This window comes from Comamonas sp. C24C (genome assembly GCF_053345995.1).
In genome coordinates this window covers 290,407-310,798 of the sequence record NZ_JBKFBC010000001.1, presented here as the reverse complement: position 1 = coordinate 310,798, position 20,392 = coordinate 290,407, and the positions used below count along the sequence as shown (strand labels likewise).

Here is a 20,392-nt window from a genome sequence, read left to right as displayed (position 1 = left end):
CATACCCAAAGCAGCGCGTGAAAGATGATTTTTGAGCAGGTACGAATGGAAAACGTCTGTTACCGATTGACTCAAAGGGAGAACACCATGAATCAGGACTCCGGGACTCTTCGCGCACAGCCAGATATCGCACAGTTGCTCATCGTGTCCGGGACCAGGCCTGAAATCATCAAGCTGGCCCCCGTCTACCACGCCTTGAAGCAGTCGCAATGGGCCAGGCCCATCTGGCTGCACACCGGCCAGCACGGCGATATGGCCGCTCAGATGCTGGACTGCTTCCATATCCAGCCCGACCATGTGCTGCAAAGACAGGGCAGTTCGCTGCTGGAGTTCGCCACCGGCTGCCGCACGCAACTGGAGTCCGTGCTGATGGAAACGGCCTGCGAGGCGGTGATCGTGCAGGGCGACACCGAGAGTGCTTTCCAGGGGGCATTGGCCGGCTTCTACTGCAAGGTGCCAGTCGTCCATGTCGAGGCCGGCCTACGCACCTACAACCTGCATCGCCCTTTTCCCGAGGAAGGTCTGCGGCAGATGATAGGGCGCATTGCCAGCCTGCATCTGGCCCCCACGCTCAGAGCCCAGCAGGCGCTGGAGCGCGAAAACGTGGCCACGGAAAATATCGAGATGACGGGCAACACCGTCGTCGATGCCCAGCTATGGGCCAGCCAGCATCACCACATCCATCGCCGCATGCAGGGCCGAGGCCATATCCTGGTCACCATGCACCGGCGTGAGAACTGGGGCCCCGATGTGGACCATGTGTGCGAAGCCATTGCCGATATTGCGCGCGAGTTTCCCCAGGTGCCGGTGCTGTTCCCGGTCCACCTCAATCCGGTGGTCAAGGAGCCCGTCCATCGGCTGCTGGGCGGACTGCCCAATATCAAGCTGACGGAGCCTCTGGACTATCTGGCCATGCAGCAGGCCCTGGCCGATGCCTGGCTGGTGCTGACCGATTCCGGCGGGCTGCAGGAGGAGGCACCCACCTTCAAGGTGCCGGTACTGGTGTTGCGCGACGAAACCGAGCGCCCCGAAGTGCTGGAAGCCGGCTGCGCCGCCCTGGTGGGCGCAGACAGGAGCAAGATCGTGCAGTCCGTGCGCCAGCTGATGCATGACGATGCCGCCTATCGCCACATGCAGGCCAGCTCCAACCCGTTCGGCGACGGGACTGCCGCGCAGCGCACCGAAAAAAGACTGCAGCAGATGCTCAGGCCCGGGCATGCAGGTCTGGCACAGCAAGCCAGGGAAAGGACGCCCCATGTCCTGGCTTGACCTGTTCACCGGATACCTCTATGTCCTCAAGAGCATCGCCATCGTCATTGCGGTAGTGATCTTCATCAGCGGACTGGACGACCTGTTCATCGACCTCTTTTACTGGGGGCGACGCACCTGGCGTGCACTGACCGTGTACTCGCGCCATGAGCATATGAATTACAAGGCCCTGATGGGCGTGGACGAGAAGCCGCTCGCCATCATGGTGCCCGCCTGGCAGGAGCATGGCGTGATCGGCAAGATGGCGCAGCTGGCAGCCACCACGCTGGACTACGAGAACTACCATATCTTCATCGGCACCTACCCCAACGATCCCCAGACCCATGCCGATGTGGAGCAGGTCAGAGCCCATTTCCCGAATGTGCACAGCGTGGTCTGCGCCCGCCCCGGGCCGACCAGCAAGGCCGACTGCCTCAACAATGTGCTTGATGCCATCTTCCAGTTCGAGCAGCGCTCGGGCATCGAGTTTGCGGGCTTTATCCTGCATGACTCGGAAGACGTGCTGTCCAGGCTGGAGCTGAGGCTGTTCAATTTCCTTGTGGATCGCAAGGATCTGATCCAGTTGCCGGTCTACCCTCTGGAGCGACCGCTGCGCGAATTCACCGGCGGGCATTACCTGGACGAGTTTGCCGAGCTGCATGCCAAGGACATCGTGGTGCGCGAGGCCATGGTGGGCCAGGTGCCCAGCGCCGGCGTCGGCACCTGCTTCAGCCGCCGCGCCATCACGGCGCTGCTGGAGCTCGGTGACGGCGTGGCCTTCGACACCCAGAGCCTGACCGAGGACTACGACATCGGCTTCCGGCTCAAGCAGCTGGGCATGCGCGAGATCTTCGTGCGCTTTCCCGTGCACGATGCGGACCAGCCCACCGATCCCGACCAGCCACGCCGACCCGGGCGCAGCGCGCGCGAAGCCAGCGTCATCTGCGTGCGGGAGTTCTTCCCCGATACGCTGAATGCGGCGGTGCGACAGAAGTCCCGCTGGATCACCGGCATCGTGATCCAGGGCTTCAAGACCCTGCGCTGGACCAATAGCGGCGTGCTGAACTATTTTCTCTGGCGTGACCGCAAGGGCGCTCTGACCAATTTCGCCAGCTTCCTGGCCATGCTGCTGGCGATGCAGCTGATTGCCATCTGGCTCTACCAGCGCCTGGTGCCGGACAGCTACCGGTTTCTCTCCATCTTCCAGGGTGACTGGTGGCTGTACGCTCTGCTGGCTGCGAACTTCGTGCTGATGCTCAACCGCATTGCCCAGCGCATGTTCTTCGTCACCAGCTACTACGGCATCGTCCAGGGATTGATGTCGCTTCCGCGCCTGCTGTGGGGCAATCTGGTGAACTTTCTGGCCAACTGGCGGGCCATCGCCCAGGCGCTGCAGGCCAAGGATATCCGGCGCATGGCCTGGGCCAAGACCGACCATGACTTTCCCATGCTGGGAGAGGGACCCCGACTGCGCCAGCCCCTGGGGCAGATACTGATCGCCCAAGGCGCCTTGACCGAGAGCCAGTTGCAGGAGGCCCTGGTACGCCCCACTCCGGGCCTGCGTCTGGGCAGTGCGCTGGTACACAAGGACCTGATCAGCACCGCACAGCTGGCCGCCGCAGTGGCCCAGCAGGCCGGCGTTTCCTGGGAGTTCCTGGGAGAGCGCCTGATCCCCGACGAGATCGCGGCGCTGCTGCCGGCGCATCTGGCACTGCATTACAGCGTGGTGCCGCTGCGCGAAGAGGGAAAGACGCTGGTCCTGGCCAGCGAGTCGGTCATAGACCCGGTCTCGCACGCAGCCCTGGAGCGCAAGCTCGAGAGGCCTGTGCGCTACCTCATTGCCCCTAAGGGAGAGGTCACGGTCGAGCTGCGGCGTCTGTATGCAAGACAGCATGGGGAGCCGGCTCGCGAACTGCTTGCCTGGGCCGTGGAACGCAAGCGCGTCTCCCCGGAACAGGCGAAAGAGCTGTGGAAATTCTATGTATCGCGACAGCTGATGCTGGGCGAAGTGCTGCAAGCCCTGGGCCGCATCGATACGGCCGTGCTGAATGCCTTGCTGCTCAGGCATGAGCAAAGCGATGACAGCCTGGGCATCTTCCTTGTGAACCAGGGGGCGTTGACCCAGGCCACGCTGGATGAAGCTCTGCGCCTGCAACAACAGTTGCAGGTCACCATGGCGCAGCTTCTGCGCCGCCTTGATGCCGCCCCGATCGTCTCCGTTGCTGCCTAGGTACCCATTTATGAAGCTTTCTCGCCCCATTCTGGTTCTTTCCCTTGCATGTGCCACCCCTTACGATGGAGTGGCGCAGGTGGTGGATCTAGGTCCGGATATCAGCCCCAGACAGCGCTTTCAGGTCTATCCCCGGATCGACAAGGCGTATGAGGCCATGGCGCGCGGCGATGGCCAGCGCGCCATCTCCGAGCTGCAGCAGGCTCAGCGCCTGGCACCGGAGAACACCGAGATCGCCCTGCAGCTGGCTGCAGCCCATCGCCGCTTTGGCCAACCCGCGCAGGCCGAAGCCGTATTGAAGGCCCAGCTTCAGCGTCACCCCGGTGATGCGCGTCTGGCCCAGGCCCTGCGCGATATGCACCAGGGCGCCGTACCGGCCAGACAGCCCGAACCTCAGGCCGTACCGGCCCCCCTGACCCAGGAAGTGCCCAAGGCGCCCAGCGCTGCAGCGCCTGCCGCAGCCACGACAGCGCAGCCTGCGAAGGCTGCAGCACCGGCTGTGGACACCCCGCAGCGCCCGCGCAAGAACCCGGCGCCACCGGCCATGCCCCCGGGCTACGCCAAGGCCAGCCAGGCCTATGCCGCCACCGAGCGACGCGACTTCGCCGCTGCCCTGTCTCTGGCCAGGCAAGCCGTAGCGGCGGCCCCGGCGCGTCTGGACTACCAGCGTCTGCTGGTCTATCTGCTGGTGGAGAACGGACGCTTCGACGAGGCCGAGGCACGTGCAGCAAGACTGGACAATGTGAAACAGCTGCAGTCGGACGCCGATTGGCAGATGCTGCGTACCTCCATACGCCAGCGCCAGGCCCTGCGCCCTTTCGAGCAAGCCTTGCAGGCCCGCGAGCAAGGCGACATGGCCAAGGCCCTGCGCCACGCCGAGTCCAGCGTGCGTCTGGCACCGCAGGCGCTGGCGCCGCGCCTGCAATGGCTGGGCCTGCTGCTTCAGGATGGGCAGGCCGCCCAGGCACAGCGCGTGGCGGAGCAAGGACTGGCGCTGCAGCATGATCCGGCACTGCAGGTGCTGCAGGGCGTGGCCCTGCATGTCCAAGGTCGCGGCATGGCCTCCGAACAGGCCTTCGACGCAGCGCTTGCCGCCCCCCATCTGTCGCGGTCGGAGCGGCAGAACTACGGCGTGATTGCCCTGGATGCAGCGTTGGCTGCCGGCCAGACAGAACGAGCCCAGCGGCTGCTGCAAGCGCTGGAGACGGACAGCAATGCCGATGTCAGCAGCCGCCGCGAGCAGCTCAAGGCCCTGCGCTCCTCAACCCTTTCACGCGGCTATGAGCTGCCCTTGCCCCTGGTCAACTGCTTCAGCGCCGGCGATGTGCCCGGCTGCGAAATCTGGCCCGGACAGGAAGCGCCGAACCCTGCCTACAAGGTCGCCCAGGAGGCCTATCAGGCCTACGGCGATGGGCAATATGTGCTGGCGGCAGACAAGGCCGCTGCCGCCATAGAACTCAACCCCAGGCATCTGCCCTATCGCCAGCTGCGCCTGCAGGCCCTGCTGGCTGCAGGCCAGAAGGCGCAGGCGCTTGAAGAAGCCGATCAAACCCTGCAGTTGCAACCCGATGCCGTCGAAGTGCTGGCCCTGCGCAGCCGTCTGCGTCGCGAGCAGGGCATGACCGAGGCGGCCAATGCCGATGCACAGACAGCCTTGCAAATAGGCGGCCTGTCTCTGTCCAGCGAGGTGGATCTGCTGCTGCAACTGGGACGACGCGAAGAGGCTGCAGCACGTTTTGCCCAGGCCACCTCGGAGCCCGAGCTGCAGCAGAGCGCCGATCCAAATCTGGCCTATATGGCCATCCGCGTGGGCGATGATCGCAGTGCCCTGTCCATCTTCAACCGCGCACGGGACCAGGACCGCCTGCCGGACACGGCGCTGCGCGATGGCGCCTACACCGCCAGCAGGCTGGCCGAGAACGAGCAGTCCATAGGCTACTTCAAACAGGCGATCAGCGCGGTCCATGAAGGCAGGCTGGACATGACGCCGCAGCAGCAATATGAAACGCGGCGCGAAATCTCCGACCGGGACCGCTCCTGGGGTGTCAACACCTTGCTGGGCTATCGCGGCATTTCCCTGGGTGCAGCCGGTGCCCAGCCTGGCCTGTATGGCGACGTGGCACAGCTCGTCAGCGAGGTGTACTGGCGCCCGCAGAAGTTCGGCGACGGCCGCTTCTGGGAGCTGTACGGCGGCGCAGCGCAAACCGTCTACAGCCGCCACGATGTACCCACCGGCGGCGAAACCACCCAGGGCGCCCTCGGCGTTCGTGCCAAACCGCTGAGCGATCACAACCTCATCCTCGCAGTCGAACGGCGCGTGCGCATCGGCTCGCTGTCCAGCAACGACTGGTTGCTGCGCATGGGGTATTCGGGCGGCATGGGCACCGACCTGCGCGTCGATGTGCCCAGCTGGAACACCGTCAATGTGTACACCGAAGTGGGCCGTTTTATTCATCGCAAGCAAAACTACGCGACGTTCGAAGCCCAAGCAGGGCGCAGTTTCCGTATGGGGGGGGGCGACTCGAGACTGGTGCTGTTTCCGCACGCAGTCCTGGGCGCTGATTACAACTCTGAACGCACAGCCTCGGGCAAGCAAAGCTCAGTAGGCGCTGGCGTTGGTGTGAACATGCGTTTCTGGTTCCGCGAGGACCGTGACCATGCTCCTCGCTCCTACCTCGACCTCTCCCTGCAGTATCGCGCCCGGCTTGCCGGGGACGAACGAGGGAAAGGCGTGTTTCTACGTGCTGCCTTGGTATTTTGAGACGGCACGCCTGCAAGGCCGGAACCCATCGCCATTTCTAGAGTTTGTGGAGATGGTGTTCTTTGACACTTTTTCTTTCTGCCCCCAGAAAGGAGACTCTCATGCACTCCCTCGATCAAAGGCAGGCCATGCGCGCGCTGCTCGCGCTGGCGCTGCTGAGCTGGGCCAGCTGGTCCCAGGCCTCCAACGTCATGCCGCCCCCGCTGCCACCTGGAAGCACCCAGATCCGCATGGATGTGGGCTCAGCCCCCGAAGAGCGCAAGCGCAACGAACGTGCGCACCACCACAAAGGACATTTCAAGAAGGATTTCACACGGGATGACACGCTGGATGTGCTGCCGGTCAAACCCGGCAACCCGTCCCCCGGCAGTCCACCGAAGGACAAGCCCAGTCCGGGCGGTCCATTCCGTGGCCAGCAGCAATAGACCCATCGTGTAAAGATCTCAGGAGAGTCTCATGAAAACCCTAGGACGCATTCTCGGGGCATGGCTGCTCGCCATGCTCTTTGCGAGCCCTGGCGCTTTTGCGCAAACAGGCCCGCGCACGCTGATCCTCTATGACGCGCCGCCCAATACGGCCTATACCAAGCTCGGATTCGGCTATGCCATCATGCTGCGCAATCTGCTCGGACATTTCGACAGCAAGGTCGATATGGTCCCGGTGCAGAACTACACGGCAGGCCAGCTCAGCGGCTACGACGCCACGTTCTACCTCGGCTCGTACTACGACAACCCGGTTCCCGCCGCCTTCATGGCCGATGCCGCCAGCTCGAGCAAGACCATCGTCTGGTTCAAGTACAACCTCTGGCAGTTTGCCTGGGACCCGACCTACGGCTTCCAGTCACGCTATGGCTTCAACCTGACGGCATTGCGAGGCCTCAATGCCGCGCCGACCTCCAGCAACACCACGCCGGGGTTCTTTGACACCATCACCTACAAGAGCCTGCCCTTTGTCAAATACTACGCATACGACAGCAGCACCGGCGCCGTGAATGCGGATCCCGATGTCGGGCTGACGGCCATCACCGACACCACCAAGGCGCAGAACCTAGTCTCCATGTCCAACCCCAAGACTGGCGAGCAGGCACCCTATATAGTGAAGTCGGGCAACTTCTGGTATGTGGCCGATCTGCCGTTCAGCTATATCGGGCCACGTGACCGCTATCTGGTGCTCACCGACATCCTGCACGACATGCTGGGAGTGAACCATGCCGAAAGCCACAAGGCCATGGTCCGGCTTGAAGACGTGAGCGCACTGGTCAGCGTGACGGCAATGAAATCGCTGACGGACTATCTCTACCAGCTGCGGATACCGTTTTCGATTGCGACCATTCCGTACTACAAGGATCCTCTAGGCGTCTACAACTCGGGAGTGCCGATGCAGGTGCCCATGTCGCAGGCCACGAACCTGAAGACCGCGCTCAACTATGCGCTGGCGCGCGGCGGCGAAGTCGTGATGCATGGCTATACGCACCAGTACAGCAATGTGCGCAACCGCTATACGGCCGTGAGTGGCGATGACTACGAGTTCTGGGACATCGTCAACAACAAGCCTGTTCCGGAAGACTCGACCGCCTGGGCATTGGGGCGCTACCGGGCCGGCCTGCTGGAGCTGAATCTCAACGGCTATCGCCCGACAGCCTGGGAGACTCCGCACTACCATGGCTCGGCGCTGGCATCCAAGGCCAGTACGCAGGTCTTTGCCAAGACCTATCAGCGCGTCGTGTACTTCACGGCTGACAAGCCCAATTTCAACGCATCGGTGGAAAAGGATTTTTCCTTGGGCCAGATCTTCCCCTACCCCATCAAGACCGACTACTACGGCCAGAAGGTGCTGCCGGAAAGCCTGGGAAATATCGAATACGACATCTCCCAGATCGATCCGACCTCGTCTTACAACTACACATGGCAGGACATTCTCACCAATGCCCAGTATGTGAAGACGGTGCGTGACGGCTATGCCTCGTTCTTCTTCCATCCGTTCTGGCTGGAGCCGCAGGTTGGAACCCCTGGTCTGGCGGACTTCAAGAGCCTGGTCAGCGGCATCTCCAATCTGGGCTTCACCTGGACGGTTCCCAGTCAGCTGCCTTGAAGGAAAAGCGCTTTCTCCGCAGGGAGAAAGCGCTCCACCCCATCGATATGACGATGCAACGATGCAGCAGACGCGAGGCCCTGGGCCTGGCCTGGGCGCTGGCCTGTGGTCTGCCCGAGGCGCAGGCCAAGCCCGGCCTGCGCCTGCCTGGCATGGTCTGGCAGCCCAGTGCCGCCACGCTGCGCCCTCAAGGCGCATGGCAGCGCCTGGGCATCCGACGCCTACTGGTGCAATGGACGGCCGTGGACCATCTGAGCCTGGTGCCCGGCACCTATCTACCAGCGATGAGCCGCAACCTGCCGGACTGGGAGCGCATTGCTGCCGAACCCTGGGCGCAGGAGCTGATTCTCGGCCTGGCCGGCATGCATGACGAGACCAGGGCGCGCGCCAGCCTCGCGGACCTGGCAATGCAGTCCTATGCCCTGAAGGCGGCCATCGCAGTGCTGCCGCTGCGGGTTGCCGGCTGGTACTTCCCGGTCGAAGTCGACCCCACCTGGGCAGCGCCCAGTCAGCTCACCGAGGTGCTCAACAAACTGCCGCGTCCGCTGTGGATCAGCGCCTATGACAGTGCCAATATGGGGCCTCAGGCGCTGGTGGACTGGATCATGCGCTGGATACCGGAAGACGTGGGCGTGTTCTTCCAGGACGGCGTCGGCGTGCACGCGCGCACGCCTTCCGTGGCGCGCGAATATCTGCAAATGCTGACGGCCCATCTGGGACATGCACGTGTGCGCGTGATTGCCGAGGCATTCCGGCCTGCGCCGGGCGGCGGCTTTCGCAGCGCCATGGCAGAGGAGTTTCTGCCGCAGCTGGCGGCCTACCAAGGCTGGACGGTCTTCGCCTTCGACGGCCCGCATTATCTGAACCCGCCTCTGGTCGATGCCTTGGCGGATGCCCTGGGCAACAAACCCCGCTGAGTCGACCTCCGCCCTGCTACCGCGGCTTGGGCCCATGGAGCCGGCGACAGGATTGAACAGGCGGGCGGCCTGCAGGTCTGCGCACACGGACCGATCAAGGCTCGGGGCGGCATCGCCCCTGCCTGTTCAGTGCTTCAAAAGCATTCGAAGGTCTGTGCAGCCTGCCAGCGCTGGTCGGCTGCAAGCACCACAGGCGCATCAATGGCCGCAGCCTCCACGCACAGCATCTGCTGCCAGCTGTCGGCTTCCATGTCCTTGAGCGTGGCGCACAGTGCGGGGCCTGGATTCCAGACCACGGTTTCGCTCCAGGGCATATCCTGGGCAAGCTGCAGCCAGGGCTGGCCCGAGCTTTGCAGCTGCAGGGCTGCCGCCGCACGGGGATAGACGCGATCGGTTTCCGCTCCGAAGGCTACGCAACCCGTCTGCGTGAAATGGGTGTCCGGCAAGGCCGCAGCCGCGTCCCAGTAGCTCAGCCCTTCAAGGCCGTGCAGGCTGGCCTGCTCGACCTGGGCCACGCGCAGATAGCCGTGCAAGGCGGCGGTAAAGGACAGGTCCTGCCGGCCACGGTTATGCACAGCCAGCTCCACGCGCAACATGCCAGGCCTGAGCTCGACCGTGAGCACGGCTTCAAAGGCATGCGGCCAGACGGCGCGCGTGGCTTCGCTGTCCGTCAGGTGCAGGGAGATTTGCGCACCATCCTCGCCCGATGGCTGCGCGGCATCGGCCTGCCAGTGGCTGATGCGCGCAAAGCCATGCTTGACCAGGGGGCCGCGTTGATTGAACTGGGGAAAGCAGACCGGAATGCCGCCGCGAATGGCGCTCTTGCCGTCATGGGATGCGCGGGAACTGAGGAACAGGCGCTCCTGCCCCAGGCCGACCCAGGACAGCACCTGGGCGCCCTGCAGGCAGATGAGCACCGAATCCCCCTGGCCCAGCTTCAGGGCAATCGCGGGAAGCCCTTTCCAGTCCAGGGCCTGGGCCTGAAACGTCAAATCACTCACCCGTGAGCTCGTCCGCACGCTCCTGGCCTGCGGCGAAGTCCAGGTCGCCGGTATAGATGGCGCGGCCGCAGATCACGCCTTCCACGCCTTCGTCCTGCACCTTGCACAGCGCTTCGATGTCGGCCATGCCGGCCAGACCGCCCGAGGCGATGACCGGAATCTTCAGCGACTGGGCCAGCTTGACGGTGGCGTCGATATTGATGCCGCTGAGCATGCCGTCACGACCGATGTCGGTGTAGATGATGGATTCCACACCCCAGTCCTCGAAGCGCTTGGCGGTTTCGATCACGTCCTGGCCGGTGAGCTTGCTCCAGCCATCGATGGCCACCTTGCCGTCCTTGGCGTCCAGGCCCACGATGATGTGGCCGGGAAAGGCACTGCAGGCATCCTGCAGGAAACCGGGGTTCTTCACGGCAGCGGTGCCGATGATCAGGTACTCGATGCCCAGATCGATGTAGCGCTCGATGGTGTCCAGGTCACGGATGCCACCGCCCAGCTGAACGGGAATCTCGCCATCGACTTCCTTGAGGATGCTCTTGATGGCCGACAGGTTCTTGGGCTGACCCGCAAAGGCGCCGTTCAGGTCCACCAGGTGCAGGCGACGGGCGCCAGCATCCAGCCATTTGGCGGCCATGGCTGCGGGGTCTTCACCGAAAGTGGTGGACTGGTCCATATCACCCTGAATCAGGCGAACGCAGTGGCCGTCCTTGAGGTCGATAGCGGGGATGAGCAACATGATGGTGATCTGCTAGCAAGTTTGGCCGTCAGAAATGGCCAGTGCACAAAGAAAAACTTCAGGGCTTCCAGCCCAGGAAGTTGCGGAACAGCGCCAGTCCCTGGTCCGAGCTTTTCTCGGGGTGGAACTGGGTTGCGAAAATATTATCGCGTGCGACGGCACATGCAAAGAGGCCGCCGTAATCGGTCTCGGCCGCGCAATGCGTGCTTTGTTGCACCAGTGCATAAAAGCTGTGCACAAAGTAGTAGAAGCTGCCGTCCGGAATGCCGGCCCACAGCGCATGGGGCTTGCCGCCCTGCTGCGTCTGCTGCACCTGGTTCCAGCCCATCTGCGGCACCTTGAAGCGGCTGCCGTCGGCTTGCGTCCTGCCTTCCAGGTCGAACTTGCGCACATTGCCGGGAATCAGCCCCAGACCCGGCACATCGCCTTCATCGCTGTGGTCGAGCAGCATCTGCATGCCCACGCAGACGCCGAACAGCGGCTTGTTGACAGCAGCATCGAGCACGGCCTGCTGCAGGCCCGATTCGCGCAGCTCGCGCATGCAGTCGGGCATGGCGCCCTGACCGGGCAGGACCACGCGGTTGGCGGCGTGAACCACCTCGGGATCGGCCGTGACGACCACTTCCCAGCCGGTATCGGCCGCAGCCGTGCGCACCGCCTGCGAGACCGAGCGCAGATTGCCCATGCCGTAATCGACCACGGCCACGGTGTTGTTCTTCAAACTCATAGCAGCTACCGCTTATGGAAATTGGTTTTTACAGACAAAGAGCTTTGAAATGCAGTGTGAACAGGCGCATCAAGCTCCTGATTACAGAGCACCCTTGGTCGAGGGAATCACGCCGGCCATGCGCTCATCATGCTCCAGCGCAAAGCGCATGGCGCGCGCAAAGGCCTTGAAGATGGTTTCGCATTGGTGGTGGGCATTGAAGCCCTTCAGGTTGTCGATGTGCAGCGTCACGCCGGCGTGGTTGACAAAGCCCTGGAAGAATTCGAAGACCAGCTGCGTATCGAGCTGACCGATGCTGCCGGCGGTGAACTTCACATCCATGTGCAGACCGGGGCGGCCCGAGAAGTCGATGACGACGCGGCTCAGGGCTTCGTCCAGCGGCACATAGGCATGGCCGTAGCGGCGAATGCCTTTCTTGTCGCCGATGGCCTTGGCGAAGGCCTGGCCCAGGGTGATGCCGATGTCTTCCACGGTGTGGTGGCCGTCGATGTGCAGATCACCCGCGCATTCGATGTCCATGTCGATCAGGCCGTGGCGCGCGATCTGGTCCAGCATGTGGTCGAGAAAACCGATGCCGGAGTTCAGGCTGGCCTTGCCCGTGCCGTCGAGGTTGACGCGCACGGCGACGCGGGTCTCTGCCGTGTTGCGCTGCACTTCGGCAATGCGCGGCAGGTTCTGGGCGATGGAGGGGACGATATTGCTCATAGGCTTTCTTTCAGGGCCGCCAGCATCTGGGCGTTTTCTTCGCGGGTACCCACGGTCAGGCGCAGGCAGTTGTGCAGCAGGGGATGCATGGCCGATACGTTCTTGACCAGCACGCCGCGCTGTTTCATCTCGATCTGGGCCTTGCCGGCGTCGCGCACGCGCAGCAGCACCATATTGGCTTCGGAGGGCCAGACTTTTTCCACGCCGTCCAGCGCTACCAGGGCATCGATCAGCGGCTGGCGTTCGGCGCGGATGGCAGCGGCCTGCTCGGCATACAGGGACTCGTGCTGCAACGCAAAGATCGCCGTCTCGCAGTTGAGCACGCTGATGTTGTAGGGCGGGCGCACCTTGTCGATCTCGTTGACGATGGCCGAAGGGCCGATCAGATAGCCCAGACGCGCACCGGCCAGACCGAACTTGGACAGCGTGCGCATCAACAGCACATGGGCATTGCGCGCAGGATCGGCCTTCATGCGGGTGATCCAGCTGCGGCTGGCGAAGGGCTGGTAGGCCTCGTCCATCACGACCAGACCACCGATCTCGGCCACGGCATCGATCACGGCCTGCACCTTGTCCTCGGCCCACAGCGTGGCCGTGGGATTGTTGGGATAGGCGATATAGGTGATGGCAGGCTGGTGCTCGGCGATGGCGGCCTGCATGGCCGGCACATCCAGATCGAAGTCGGACGTCAGATTCACGCCCACGAAATCCAGCCCCTGCAGCTTGGCAGACAGCGGATACATCACAAAACCCGGCATGGGTGCCAGCATCTTGGCGCGGGCATTGTTGCAAGGCTGGGCCGTGGCCAGCGCCAGCAGAGTGATGATCTCGTCCGAGCCATTGCCCAGCAGCACCGAGGTGCCGGCGGGGGCGCCGGCGTAGTCGGCCAGCATCTGCTTGAGCACTTCCTGGCGCTCGCCGGGGTAGCGGTTGATTTCCAGCGCGCCCAGATGCTCACCCAGCTTCTGCTGCAGCTCGGGCGGCAGACGGTATGGGTTCTCCATCGTGTCCATCTTGAGCAGGCCTTGCGCAGGCTGCACATGGTAGCCCTGCATGGCGCGCACATCGGCGCGGATGCGTTGCAGGGCTTTGGTCTGGATGTCTTGAGCAGTCATGGGTTCACTCCTTCACACGAGGCTTGCGTTGGCCAATGCAGTCGATACCAATCGCTGCGATTGTGGCGCTCAAGCCTCAAGATTCTGCGTGGCGGCTTGCTCCAGCGGGTGCACCACGGTTACGCCGCCAAACTCCGCCCCGTGGGGCAGATGCAGACTCAGCATCTGGTTGCAGCCGCTGTGCTGGGCGCAGGCCACGGCCAGGCAGTCGCCAAAGTCCAGTGCATGGCGGGCCTGTACGGCCCAGGCCGTCTCCAGCGTGGCGGCGTCGGTCTTCCAGGGCGTCCAGGTCTGGTAGCGGCGGATGGCGGCGCGGGCATCGCCCTGAGGCAGAGGCAGGGCGGCCGTGGTCGCCTGGTCATAGAACTCCACCAATGCCTGATTGCTGGTGCGGCCGCTGCGGCTGCGCCACAGCAGATCCAGCCATTCCAGCGTGGCCGCATACAGCGCACCGCCGGCCGCATCTTCCGCGGCAATCAACACCGAAGTATCGACAAACACGGGGTTCACTTGACCACCTCGGCTTCGGCATTGCTGTGCGCTGCAGCCCGTTTGCTGCTGGCACTGCGCGCCAGGGATTTCGCCGACTGGCCGGCAGCTTGCCAGGTGCGCTCATCCGTGCGCCAGGCCAGATAGGCTCGCTCGTAAGCATCCTCGCGCTGCATCAGCTCGGCCATGAAGTCACCCAGCATGCGCGAGACGCTGCTGCCGCGCCTGGCCGCTTCGATGCGTGCCCAGTCAAGCACGCTGTCTTCGACAGTGATGGTGACGTTCTTCATGCCTCGCATGGTACACGAATTTCGTGCAACACGAAATTCGTGTGAAATTCAAATTGCCAGAATTGCCTGCCGGAATCCATACTGCGGAAAAAAAGCGGCTAGCCAGCCTGCGGCAGCCCTGTGCAAGCGCAGACCCAACAACCGGGAGGAGAAATCATGAGCCAGCCATCCAGGACTGCATGGACCAGACGTCAGATGCTCGATCGTACGGTCCGCGCCGGAGCCGGCCTGGGCATCGCGGCCGGCTCCGGGCTGGCTCTGGCGGGCTGCGGCGGAGACGATGCAGCAGCGAAAGGCCTGAGCGCAGCAGAGGCAGCCCGAAGGCTGCCCGAGCTGGCTGCAACGCTGCGCCGCGTCAGCGGTGTTCCGGGCATGGCCTGGGCCGTGGTGCAAGGCACGCAAACGCTGGCCGCCCAAGGCTTGGGGCTTTGCGAGACCGGCGGCAGTGCGGCCGTGAATGCCGACACCGTGTTCCAGCTGGCCTCGGTGTCCAAGTCCCTGGCAGCCACCGTGGTGGCGCGCCAGGTCGGCCAGGGACGGGTCTCCTGGGACAGCCGCATGCAGGACTTGCTGCCCTGGTTTGCGCTGCGCAATCCGGGCAGCAGCGCGGTGCTGACCGTGGGCGATCTGTTCGCCCACCGCAGCGGCCTGCCCGACCATGCGGGCGACAAGCTCGAGGAGCTGGGCAACGGCCAGCAGGTGGTGCTGGAGCGACTGCGCCTGCTGCCCGTCAAGCCGCTGCGCAGCGAATACGCCTACACCAATGCCGGCCTGACTGCCGCTGCCGTGGGCGTCGCAGGCGCGGCCAACACGGACTGGGCTGATCTGTCACGCCAGTCCCTGTATGCGCCACTGGGCATGACGCGCACCACATCGGTCTATGCCGAATTCATGCAGCAAACCAATCGTGCCAGCCCGCATGTGCGCGCCGATGACGGCAGCTGGCAGCGCAGCACACCGCGCAATGCAGACCCGCAGTCCCCGGCCGGCGGCGCCAGCTCCAGCGTCAACGACATGGCGCGCTGGCTGTCCCTGCTGCTGGCTCAAGGGCGCTGGCAAGGGCAGGAGCTGGTCGCCGCATCAGCCCTGCAAGCCACATGGAAAGCCCAGGCTCCGGGCGGACATTACGGCTTTGGCTTCAATGTCGGGGCGACCGATGGGGGACTGGCATTCCTCAGCCATTCGGGTGCCTTCATGCTGGGCGCCGCCACCTGCTTCATGCTCATACCCTCTCTGGACGCCGCCGTCATCGTGCTCACCAACGGCATTCCCATCGGCGTTCCCGAAACCCTGTGCCGCCAGTTCGTGGACCTGATGGAAACCGGCAGCCTCACGCAGGACTGGTGGTCGCTGTACAGCGAGAAAATTGCTCCGCTGATGGCGCCCACGGGCTCCCTGCTGGGCCAGAAGCCCCCATCTACACCCCAGCCTCCGGGTGTGCTGCAGCGCTATGCCGGAAGCTATGGCAACGCCTACCATGGACCGGTGCAGGTCAGCCTCGTCGACAACCGCCTGCAGCTGAGCATCGGCCCCCAGGCCCAGACCTATGTGCTGCAGCACTGGAACGGCAGCCAGTTCTGCTTCGTTCCGGGCAACGAAAGCGCCGCCCCGCACAGCATTTCGCTGGCGGTTTTCGAGGCCGCCGACGCGGCGCCGGCCCAGAGCCTCTGGCTGGAGTTCTATGACGACGACGGACTCGGCCTGTTCAGCAGGCAGGCCTGAGAAACGCTGCGGCAACAGGCGGCAGCTTCCCGACTTCAGCGCCGATACTGCGGCGGCGGTGCATATCTGCCGTCGGCGGGAAAGGCTGCAGGCTCGGCCGCACCACGGGGTTCTGGCGCAGGCCGAGCAGCATCAGCCCCCTGCAGCCGGACTTCAAACAGGGCCGCTCCAATCACCCCCACGTTGCGGGCATCGCCCGCCGGGGTATTGCCGGCATAGGCGCGCTCCTTGCTGGCAAAACGAAAGGTTGCCACTTCGCGCTGACTCTTGCGAAAACCCTCAATGCGCAGGGTCTCGCCGGGGCGCAGCAGATAACCGGCATTGCGCACGCTGCCGCTCTGGCCGGTGAGCACATCCAGACCGTCCACCGTGACCACAACCTCATAGTGCCGCTGGCTGCGGTTGCTGTAGACCAATTCGTAGCGCTCGCCATGGCGGCCAGCCAGCTGATAGCCCTGGGCGCCGCGCATGCTGTAGATGGGCAGCGGCCGGCCTTGCCCGTCCTGCACCACCCACTCCACATCACCGTCGGCCAGCTGCACGCTGAGCTGCTGATCCATGCTGCTGCCCAGGGCACGGCGGATGCTGGCCTCATCGGAGTAGAGCAGCTGCGCCACGGTGCGCGGGCGCTCGGGGTCCAGGCGCGCAGCTTCCACGGTGCGTGTGACCGATTCCCGCCCTTCGCCCCATTGCGTGCCCAGCGTGGACTCGACCCTGGGCGTGCGCGGCGCTGTCGCCGCGCTCTCTGCGAGCTGGGCCGAAGGCGGTGCACCGCAGGCGGCCAGCCCCGCGACCAGCAGCAGTCCGCCCAGCAGCCGCCAGCCGCGTTGCGGCCAGGAACTCATGACCTGATTCATCTTCACGCTCCCTTGTTGTGATTGGCTATTGAATGCTGCGCTGCCACGCAGCCCGCCGAGTGTCACAGCAAACCCGCGCTTTCCTGCACCATGAAACATCTGGAGATGATTTGCCCCGGAACGGGGGGCATACCGACCTGCCCGGCAATGAAAAAAGCCGTGGGCTGGCCACGGCTTCAAGGGACAAGCGCTCGCCGATTTACTTCAGACGCATTTCGGCTGCACGGGCGTGACCCTGCAGACCTTCGCCATAGGCCAGCACGGCAGCGGTCTTGCCCAGGATCTGGGCACCAGCCTCGCTGACTTCGATGATGGAGCTGCGCTTCTGGAAGTCATACACCCCCAGAGGCGAGGAAAAGCGTGCCGTGCCGCTGGTGGGCAGCACGTGATTCGGGCCGGCGCAGTAGTCGCCCAGGCTCTCCGACGTATATGCGCCCAGGAAGATGGCGCCGGCGTGCCTGAGCAGAGGCTCCCAGCGATGCGGGTCGCGGCTGGAGACTTCCAGGTGCTCGGGCGCAATGCGGTTGCTGATCGCGCAAGCCTCTTCCATGTCCTTGGTCAAAATCAGCGCGCCACGGTCGCTCAGGCTCTTGGCAATGATGGCCTTGCGCGGCATCTCGGGCAGCAGGCGGTCGATCGCGGCCTGGACGGCATCGAGATAGGCCGCATCGGGGCACAGCAGGATGGACTGGGCCAGCTCGTCGTGCTCGGCCTGGCTAAACAGATCCATGGCCACCCAGTCGGGCGGGGTCGTGCCGTCGGCCAGCACCAGGATTTCCGAAGGACCTGCAATCATGTCAATGCCCACGATACCGAACACGCGCTTCTTGGCGCTGGCCACATAGGCATTGCCGGGGCCGGTGATCTTGTCCACCTTGGGCACGGTGGCCGTGCCGTAGGCCAGCGCCGCCACGGCCTGGGCGCCACCGACGGTGAAGGCGCGGTGCACACCCGCCACATAGGCAGCAGCCAGCACCAGCGGGTTCTTCTGGCCCTGGGGCGTCGGCACGACCATGATGATGTCCTGCACACCGGCCACATGGGCGGGAATGGCGTTCATCAGCACGCTCGAAGGATAGGCCGCCTTGCCGCCGGGCACGTAGATGCCCACGCGATCCAGCGGCGTGACCTTCTGGCCCAGCAGCGTGCCGTCCTCGTCGCGGTAGCTCCAGCTCTCGCCATTGGCCTTCTTCTGCGCCTCGTGGTAGCTGCGCACGCGGCGTGCCGCCGACTCCAGCGCTTCGCGCTCGGCAGCAGGCAGGCTGTCGAAAGCGGCTTTCAGCTCCTGCTTGGTCAGCTCCAGCGCCGCCATGGAATCGGCCTGCAGGCCGTCAAAGCGTGCCGTGTATTCCAGCACGGCGTCGTCGCCGCGGGCCTGGACATCGGCCAGGATGTCGGCGACCCGCTGCTCGATGGCTGCATCCGTGTCCGCCGACCAATGCAGACGCTGCGCGAAATCATGCTCGAACTGGGCATCAGCGGTTGACAGACGGGCGGGGGCAGCTACGAGTTCCATAGTATTCACCAGTGGGGAAAATCAGTTGTTCTTGGCGGCAACGGCCTGCGCAAACGCATCGATGATGTGGCGCAGCGGAGCCTGTTTGAGCTTGAGCGAAGCCTGGTTGACGACCAGACGCGAGCTGATGTCCATGATGGGCTCGACCTCGACCAGATCATTGGCCTTGAGCGTGTTACCGGTGGACACCAGGTCGACGATGGCATCGGCCATGCCGGTCAACGGAGCCAGCTCCATGGAGCCATAGAGCTTGACCATGTCCACGTGCACGCCCTTCTTGGCAAAGAAGTTACGGGCGATCTCGGGGTACTTGGTGGCGATGCGCAGACGCGCGCCCTGCTTGACGGCCAGCTGGTAGTCGAAGCCGTTGCGCACGGCCACGCTGACGCGGCACTTGGCAATCTGCAGGTCCAGCGGCTGGTACAGGCCCTGGCCGCCATGCTCGATCAGCGAATCCAGGCCCGAGACACCCAGATCCGCGCCGCCGTATTGCACATAGACAGGCACGTCCGAAGCACGCACCAGCACCACGCGCACATCGGAGCGGTTGGTGTCGAAAATCAGCTTGCGCGACTTTTCCACATCCTCGGTCACCTCGATGCCGGCAGCGGCCAGCAGGGGCACGGTTTCTTCAAAAATGCGGCCCTTGGACAGGGCAATGGTCACAGGCGTTGCGGTGCTCATGCGGAAATTCTCTCGATATTGGCGCCCAGGGCGCGCAGCTTGTCTTCCATGCGGTCGTAGCCACGATCCAGGTGGTAGATGCGATCGACGATGGTCTCGCCCTCGGCCACCAGACCGGCAATCACCAGGCTGGCCGAAGCGCGCAGGTCGGTCGCCATCACGGTGGCGCCGGACAGGCGCTTGCCGCCTTCGATGGTCGCCACGCGGCCGTCGGTGGTGATGCGCGCGCCCAGGCGCACCATCTCGTTGACATGCATGAAGCGGTTCTCGAAGATGGTCTCGGTCACCATGCTGGTGCCTTCGGCCACCAGATTCAGCGCCATGAACTGGGCCTGCATATCGGTGGGAAAGCCCGGATATTCGGTGGTACGGAAGCCCTGAGCCTTGAGCTTGCCGGAGGACGCCACCTTCAGGCCGCCATCCACGCAGTCCACGCTCACGCCCGCATCCTTGAGCTTGTCGATCACGGCGCCCAGATGGTCGGCGCGTGCGTGGTGCAGCCAGGCTTCGCCGCCGGTGGCCGCCACGGCGCAGAGGAAGGTGCCGGCCTCGATACGGTCGGCCACCACCTGGTGCTCGCAGCCATGCAGCTTGTCCACGCCCTGAATCACGATATGGCTGGTGCCGTGGCCGGTGATCCGCGCGCCCATCTTGATCAGCATCTCGGCCAGATCGGTGATTTCGGGCTCCATGGCGGCATTTTCCAGAACCGTCTCGCCTTCGGCCAGCGTGGCGGCCATCAGGAAGTTCTCGGTACCGGTCACGGTCACCATGTCGGTGGTGATGCGTGCACCCTTCAGACGCTTGCGGCCCTCGGGAAGGCTGGCCTGCATATAGCCGTTTTCCACGGTGATGATGGCACCCATGGCCTGCAGGCCCTTGATGTGCTGATCCACGGGGCGCGAGCCGATCGCGCAACCGCCGGGCAGCGACACCTTGGCATGGCCGAAGCGGGCCAGCAGCGGACCCAGGGCCAGTACCGAGGCGCGCATGGTCTTGACCAGCTCGTAAGGCGCTTCAGGTGTCAGGCTGTCGGGAGCCACAAAGCTCATGCCGCCGCGTTCGCCATGGGTCTCGGTCTGCACGCCCATATTGGCCAGCAGCTTGCGCATGGTGGCCACATCATGCAGACGCGGCACATTGTGCAGATGCACGGGCTCGGCGGTGAGCAGTGCGGCACACATTTCAGGCAGAGCGGCGTTTTTGGCGCCGGAAATGATTACTTCGCCCTTGAGGGGACGACCACCGTGGATCTTGAGTTTGTCCATGGCTTCAAGCCTTGAATGTTTATAGGTAAAAAATG

18 protein-coding genes are annotated in these 20,392 nt (G+C 64.1%); 7 read left to right on the top strand and 11 right to left on the bottom strand.

The genetic code is table 11. The annotated features are described in order from the left end of the window. The first annotated feature begins 87 nt into the window (after positions 1-87). The 6 genes from wecB (at position 88) to ACLBXN_RS01320 (ending at position 9,247) form a co-directional block, all read left to right on the top strand. Positions 88-1,269 (top strand): non-hydrolyzing UDP-N-acetylglucosamine 2-epimerase, encoded by a 1,182-nt coding sequence (wecB, locus tag ACLBXN_RS01345; protein ID WP_343676008.1) that lies wholly within the window; start codon positions 88-90, stop codon positions 1,267-1,269. Next, positions 1,256-3,478: a cyclic di-3',5'-guanylate-activated glycosyltransferase NfrB gene (nfrB, locus tag ACLBXN_RS01340; protein WP_447610891.1), complete on the top strand. Its 2,223-nt coding sequence runs from the start codon at positions 1,256-1,258 to the stop codon at positions 3,476-3,478. Before wecB ends, nfrB begins: the two co-directional genes overlap by 14 nt. Before the next feature lie 10 nt (positions 3,479-3,488). Beyond that, positions 3,489-6,239 (top strand): NfrA family protein, encoded by a 2,751-nt coding sequence (locus ACLBXN_RS01335; RefSeq protein WP_447610890.1) that lies wholly within the window; start codon positions 3,489-3,491, stop codon positions 6,237-6,239. A 101-nt stretch (positions 6,240-6,340) separates the two neighbouring features. Continuing rightward, positions 6,341-6,664: a hypothetical protein gene (locus tag ACLBXN_RS01330; RefSeq protein WP_343676004.1), complete on the top strand. Its 324-nt coding sequence runs from the start codon at positions 6,341-6,343 to the stop codon at positions 6,662-6,664. Positions 6,665-6,695: 31 nt separating this feature from the next. Next, positions 6,696-8,330, top strand: coding sequence for a DUF2334 domain-containing protein (locus ACLBXN_RS01325; RefSeq protein ID WP_447610889.1), 1,635 nt, complete (start codon positions 6,696-6,698; stop codon positions 8,328-8,330). A gap of 47 nt (positions 8,331-8,377) precedes the next feature. Next, complete coding sequence (locus ACLBXN_RS01320; protein WP_447610888.1) at positions 8,378-9,247, top strand: hypothetical protein; 870 nt, start codon at positions 8,378-8,380, stop codon at positions 9,245-9,247. Between the two features lie 134 nt (positions 9,248-9,381). On the opposite strand, the gene ACLBXN_RS01315 is transcribed toward ACLBXN_RS01320, so the two are convergent. From ACLBXN_RS01315 to ACLBXN_RS01285, 7 genes are all read right to left on the bottom strand, one after another. After that, positions 9,382-10,248 carry a D-hexose-6-phosphate mutarotase gene (locus ACLBXN_RS01315; RefSeq protein ID WP_447610887.1) on the bottom strand — a complete coding sequence of 289 codons (867 nt, stop codon included), beginning with the start codon at positions 10,246-10,248 and terminating at the stop codon, positions 9,382-9,384. Continuing rightward, positions 10,241-10,984 (bottom strand): 1-(5-phosphoribosyl)-5-[(5-phosphoribosylamino)methylideneamino]imidazole-4-carboxamide isomerase, encoded by a 744-nt coding sequence (gene hisA / locus ACLBXN_RS01310; protein WP_003058631.1) that lies wholly within the window; start codon positions 10,982-10,984, stop codon positions 10,241-10,243. The genes ACLBXN_RS01315 and hisA overlap by 8 nt, the downstream gene beginning before the upstream one ends. A gap of 58 nt (positions 10,985-11,042) precedes the next feature. Continuing rightward, positions 11,043-11,711 carry an imidazole glycerol phosphate synthase subunit HisH gene (gene hisH, locus ACLBXN_RS01305; RefSeq protein WP_447610885.1) on the bottom strand — a complete coding sequence of 223 codons (669 nt, stop codon included), beginning with the start codon at positions 11,709-11,711 and terminating at the stop codon, positions 11,043-11,045. Positions 11,712-11,792: 81 nt separating this feature from the next. Continuing rightward, positions 11,793-12,416 carry an imidazoleglycerol-phosphate dehydratase HisB gene (gene hisB, locus ACLBXN_RS01300; RefSeq protein WP_003058637.1) on the bottom strand — a complete coding sequence of 208 codons (624 nt, stop codon included), beginning with the start codon at positions 12,414-12,416 and terminating at the stop codon, positions 11,793-11,795. After that, positions 12,413-13,531: a histidinol-phosphate transaminase gene (hisC, locus tag ACLBXN_RS01295; protein ID WP_447610883.1), complete on the bottom strand. Its 1,119-nt coding sequence runs from the start codon at positions 13,529-13,531 to the stop codon at positions 12,413-12,415. The genes hisB and hisC overlap by 4 nt, the downstream gene beginning before the upstream one ends. A gap of 69 nt (positions 13,532-13,600) precedes the next feature. Further along, on the bottom strand, positions 13,601-14,032 hold the full coding sequence (locus tag ACLBXN_RS01290) for a PIN domain-containing protein (RefSeq protein ID WP_232538123.1): 432 nt from the start codon (positions 14,030-14,032) through the stop codon (positions 13,601-13,603). A 5-nt stretch (positions 14,033-14,037) separates the two neighbouring features. Further along, positions 14,038-14,310 carry a hypothetical protein gene (locus ACLBXN_RS01285; protein WP_255439189.1) on the bottom strand — a complete coding sequence of 91 codons (273 nt, stop codon included), beginning with the start codon at positions 14,308-14,310 and terminating at the stop codon, positions 14,038-14,040. 156 nt (positions 14,311-14,466) lie between these two features. Between ACLBXN_RS01285 and ACLBXN_RS01280 the strand changes: the two genes are divergently transcribed. After that, positions 14,467-16,032 carry a serine hydrolase gene (locus tag ACLBXN_RS01280; RefSeq protein WP_447610882.1) on the top strand — a complete coding sequence of 522 codons (1,566 nt, stop codon included), beginning with the start codon at positions 14,467-14,469 and terminating at the stop codon, positions 16,030-16,032. Between the two features lie 35 nt (positions 16,033-16,067). Here ACLBXN_RS01280 and ACLBXN_RS01275 read toward each other — a convergent pair whose 3' ends face one another. The 4 genes from ACLBXN_RS01275 to murA all read right to left on the bottom strand — a co-directional run bounded on the left by ACLBXN_RS01275 (position 16,068) and on the right by murA (position 20,357). Then, positions 16,068-16,889 (bottom strand): hypothetical protein, encoded by an 822-nt coding sequence (locus tag ACLBXN_RS01275; RefSeq protein ID WP_447610881.1) that lies wholly within the window; start codon positions 16,887-16,889, stop codon positions 16,068-16,070. Between the two features lie 199 nt (positions 16,890-17,088). Next, a complete protein-coding gene (hisD, locus tag ACLBXN_RS01270) occupies positions 17,089-18,405 on the bottom strand; it encodes a histidinol dehydrogenase (RefSeq protein ID WP_447610879.1) in 1,317 nt (438 codons plus the stop codon). A gap of 21 nt (positions 18,406-18,426) precedes the next feature. Continuing rightward, entirely contained in the window at positions 18,427-19,089 is a 663-nt protein-coding gene (gene hisG / locus ACLBXN_RS01265) for an ATP phosphoribosyltransferase (protein WP_003058649.1), read from the bottom strand. Further along, a complete protein-coding gene (murA, locus tag ACLBXN_RS01260; protein ID WP_447610877.1) occupies positions 19,086-20,357 on the bottom strand; it encodes a UDP-N-acetylglucosamine 1-carboxyvinyltransferase in 1,272 nt (423 codons plus the stop codon). The genes hisG and murA overlap by 4 nt, the downstream gene beginning before the upstream one ends. Positions 20,358-20,392: the final 35 nt, after the last annotated feature.

Coding starts and splice junctions, on each gene's coding strand:
- hisC (WP_447610883.1), bottom strand. CDS start 13,531: ATGACTGCTCAAGACATCCAGACCAAAGCCCTGCAACGCATCCGCGCC.
- wecB (WP_343676008.1), top strand. CDS start 88: ATGAATCAGGACTCCGGGACTCTTCGCGCACAGCCAGATATCGCACAG.
- hisA (WP_003058631.1), bottom strand. CDS start 10,984: ATGTTGCTCATCCCCGCTATCGACCTCAAGGACGGCCACTGCGTTCGC.
- ACLBXN_RS01275 (WP_447610881.1), bottom strand. CDS start 16,889: ATGAATCAGGTCATGAGTTCCTGGCCGCAACGCGGCTGGCGGCTGCTG.
- ACLBXN_RS01335 (WP_447610890.1), top strand. CDS start 3,489: ATGAAGCTTTCTCGCCCCATTCTGGTTCTTTCCCTTGCATGTGCCACC.
- hisH (WP_447610885.1), bottom strand. CDS start 11,711: ATGAGTTTGAAGAACAACACCGTGGCCGTGGTCGATTACGGCATGGGC.
- murA (WP_447610877.1), bottom strand. CDS start 20,357: ATGGACAAACTCAAGATCCACGGTGGTCGTCCCCTCAAGGGCGAAGTA.
- hisB (WP_003058637.1), bottom strand. CDS start 12,416: ATGAGCAATATCGTCCCCTCCATCGCCCAGAACCTGCCGCGCATTGCC.
- nfrB (WP_447610891.1), top strand. CDS start 1,256: ATGTCCTGGCTTGACCTGTTCACCGGATACCTCTATGTCCTCAAGAGC.
- ACLBXN_RS01330 (WP_343676004.1), top strand. CDS start 6,341: ATGCACTCCCTCGATCAAAGGCAGGCCATGCGCGCGCTGCTCGCGCTG.
- ACLBXN_RS01280 (WP_447610882.1), top strand. CDS start 14,467: ATGAGCCAGCCATCCAGGACTGCATGGACCAGACGTCAGATGCTCGAT.
- ACLBXN_RS01325 (WP_447610889.1), top strand. CDS start 6,696: ATGAAAACCCTAGGACGCATTCTCGGGGCATGGCTGCTCGCCATGCTC.
- ACLBXN_RS01320 (WP_447610888.1), top strand. CDS start 8,378: ATGACGATGCAACGATGCAGCAGACGCGAGGCCCTGGGCCTGGCCTGG.
- ACLBXN_RS01285 (WP_255439189.1), bottom strand. CDS start 14,310: ATGAAGAACGTCACCATCACTGTCGAAGACAGCGTGCTTGACTGGGCA.
- hisD (WP_447610879.1), bottom strand. CDS start 18,405: ATGGAACTCGTAGCTGCCCCCGCCCGTCTGTCAACCGCTGATGCCCAG.
- hisG (WP_003058649.1), bottom strand. CDS start 19,089: ATGAGCACCGCAACGCCTGTGACCATTGCCCTGTCCAAGGGCCGCATT.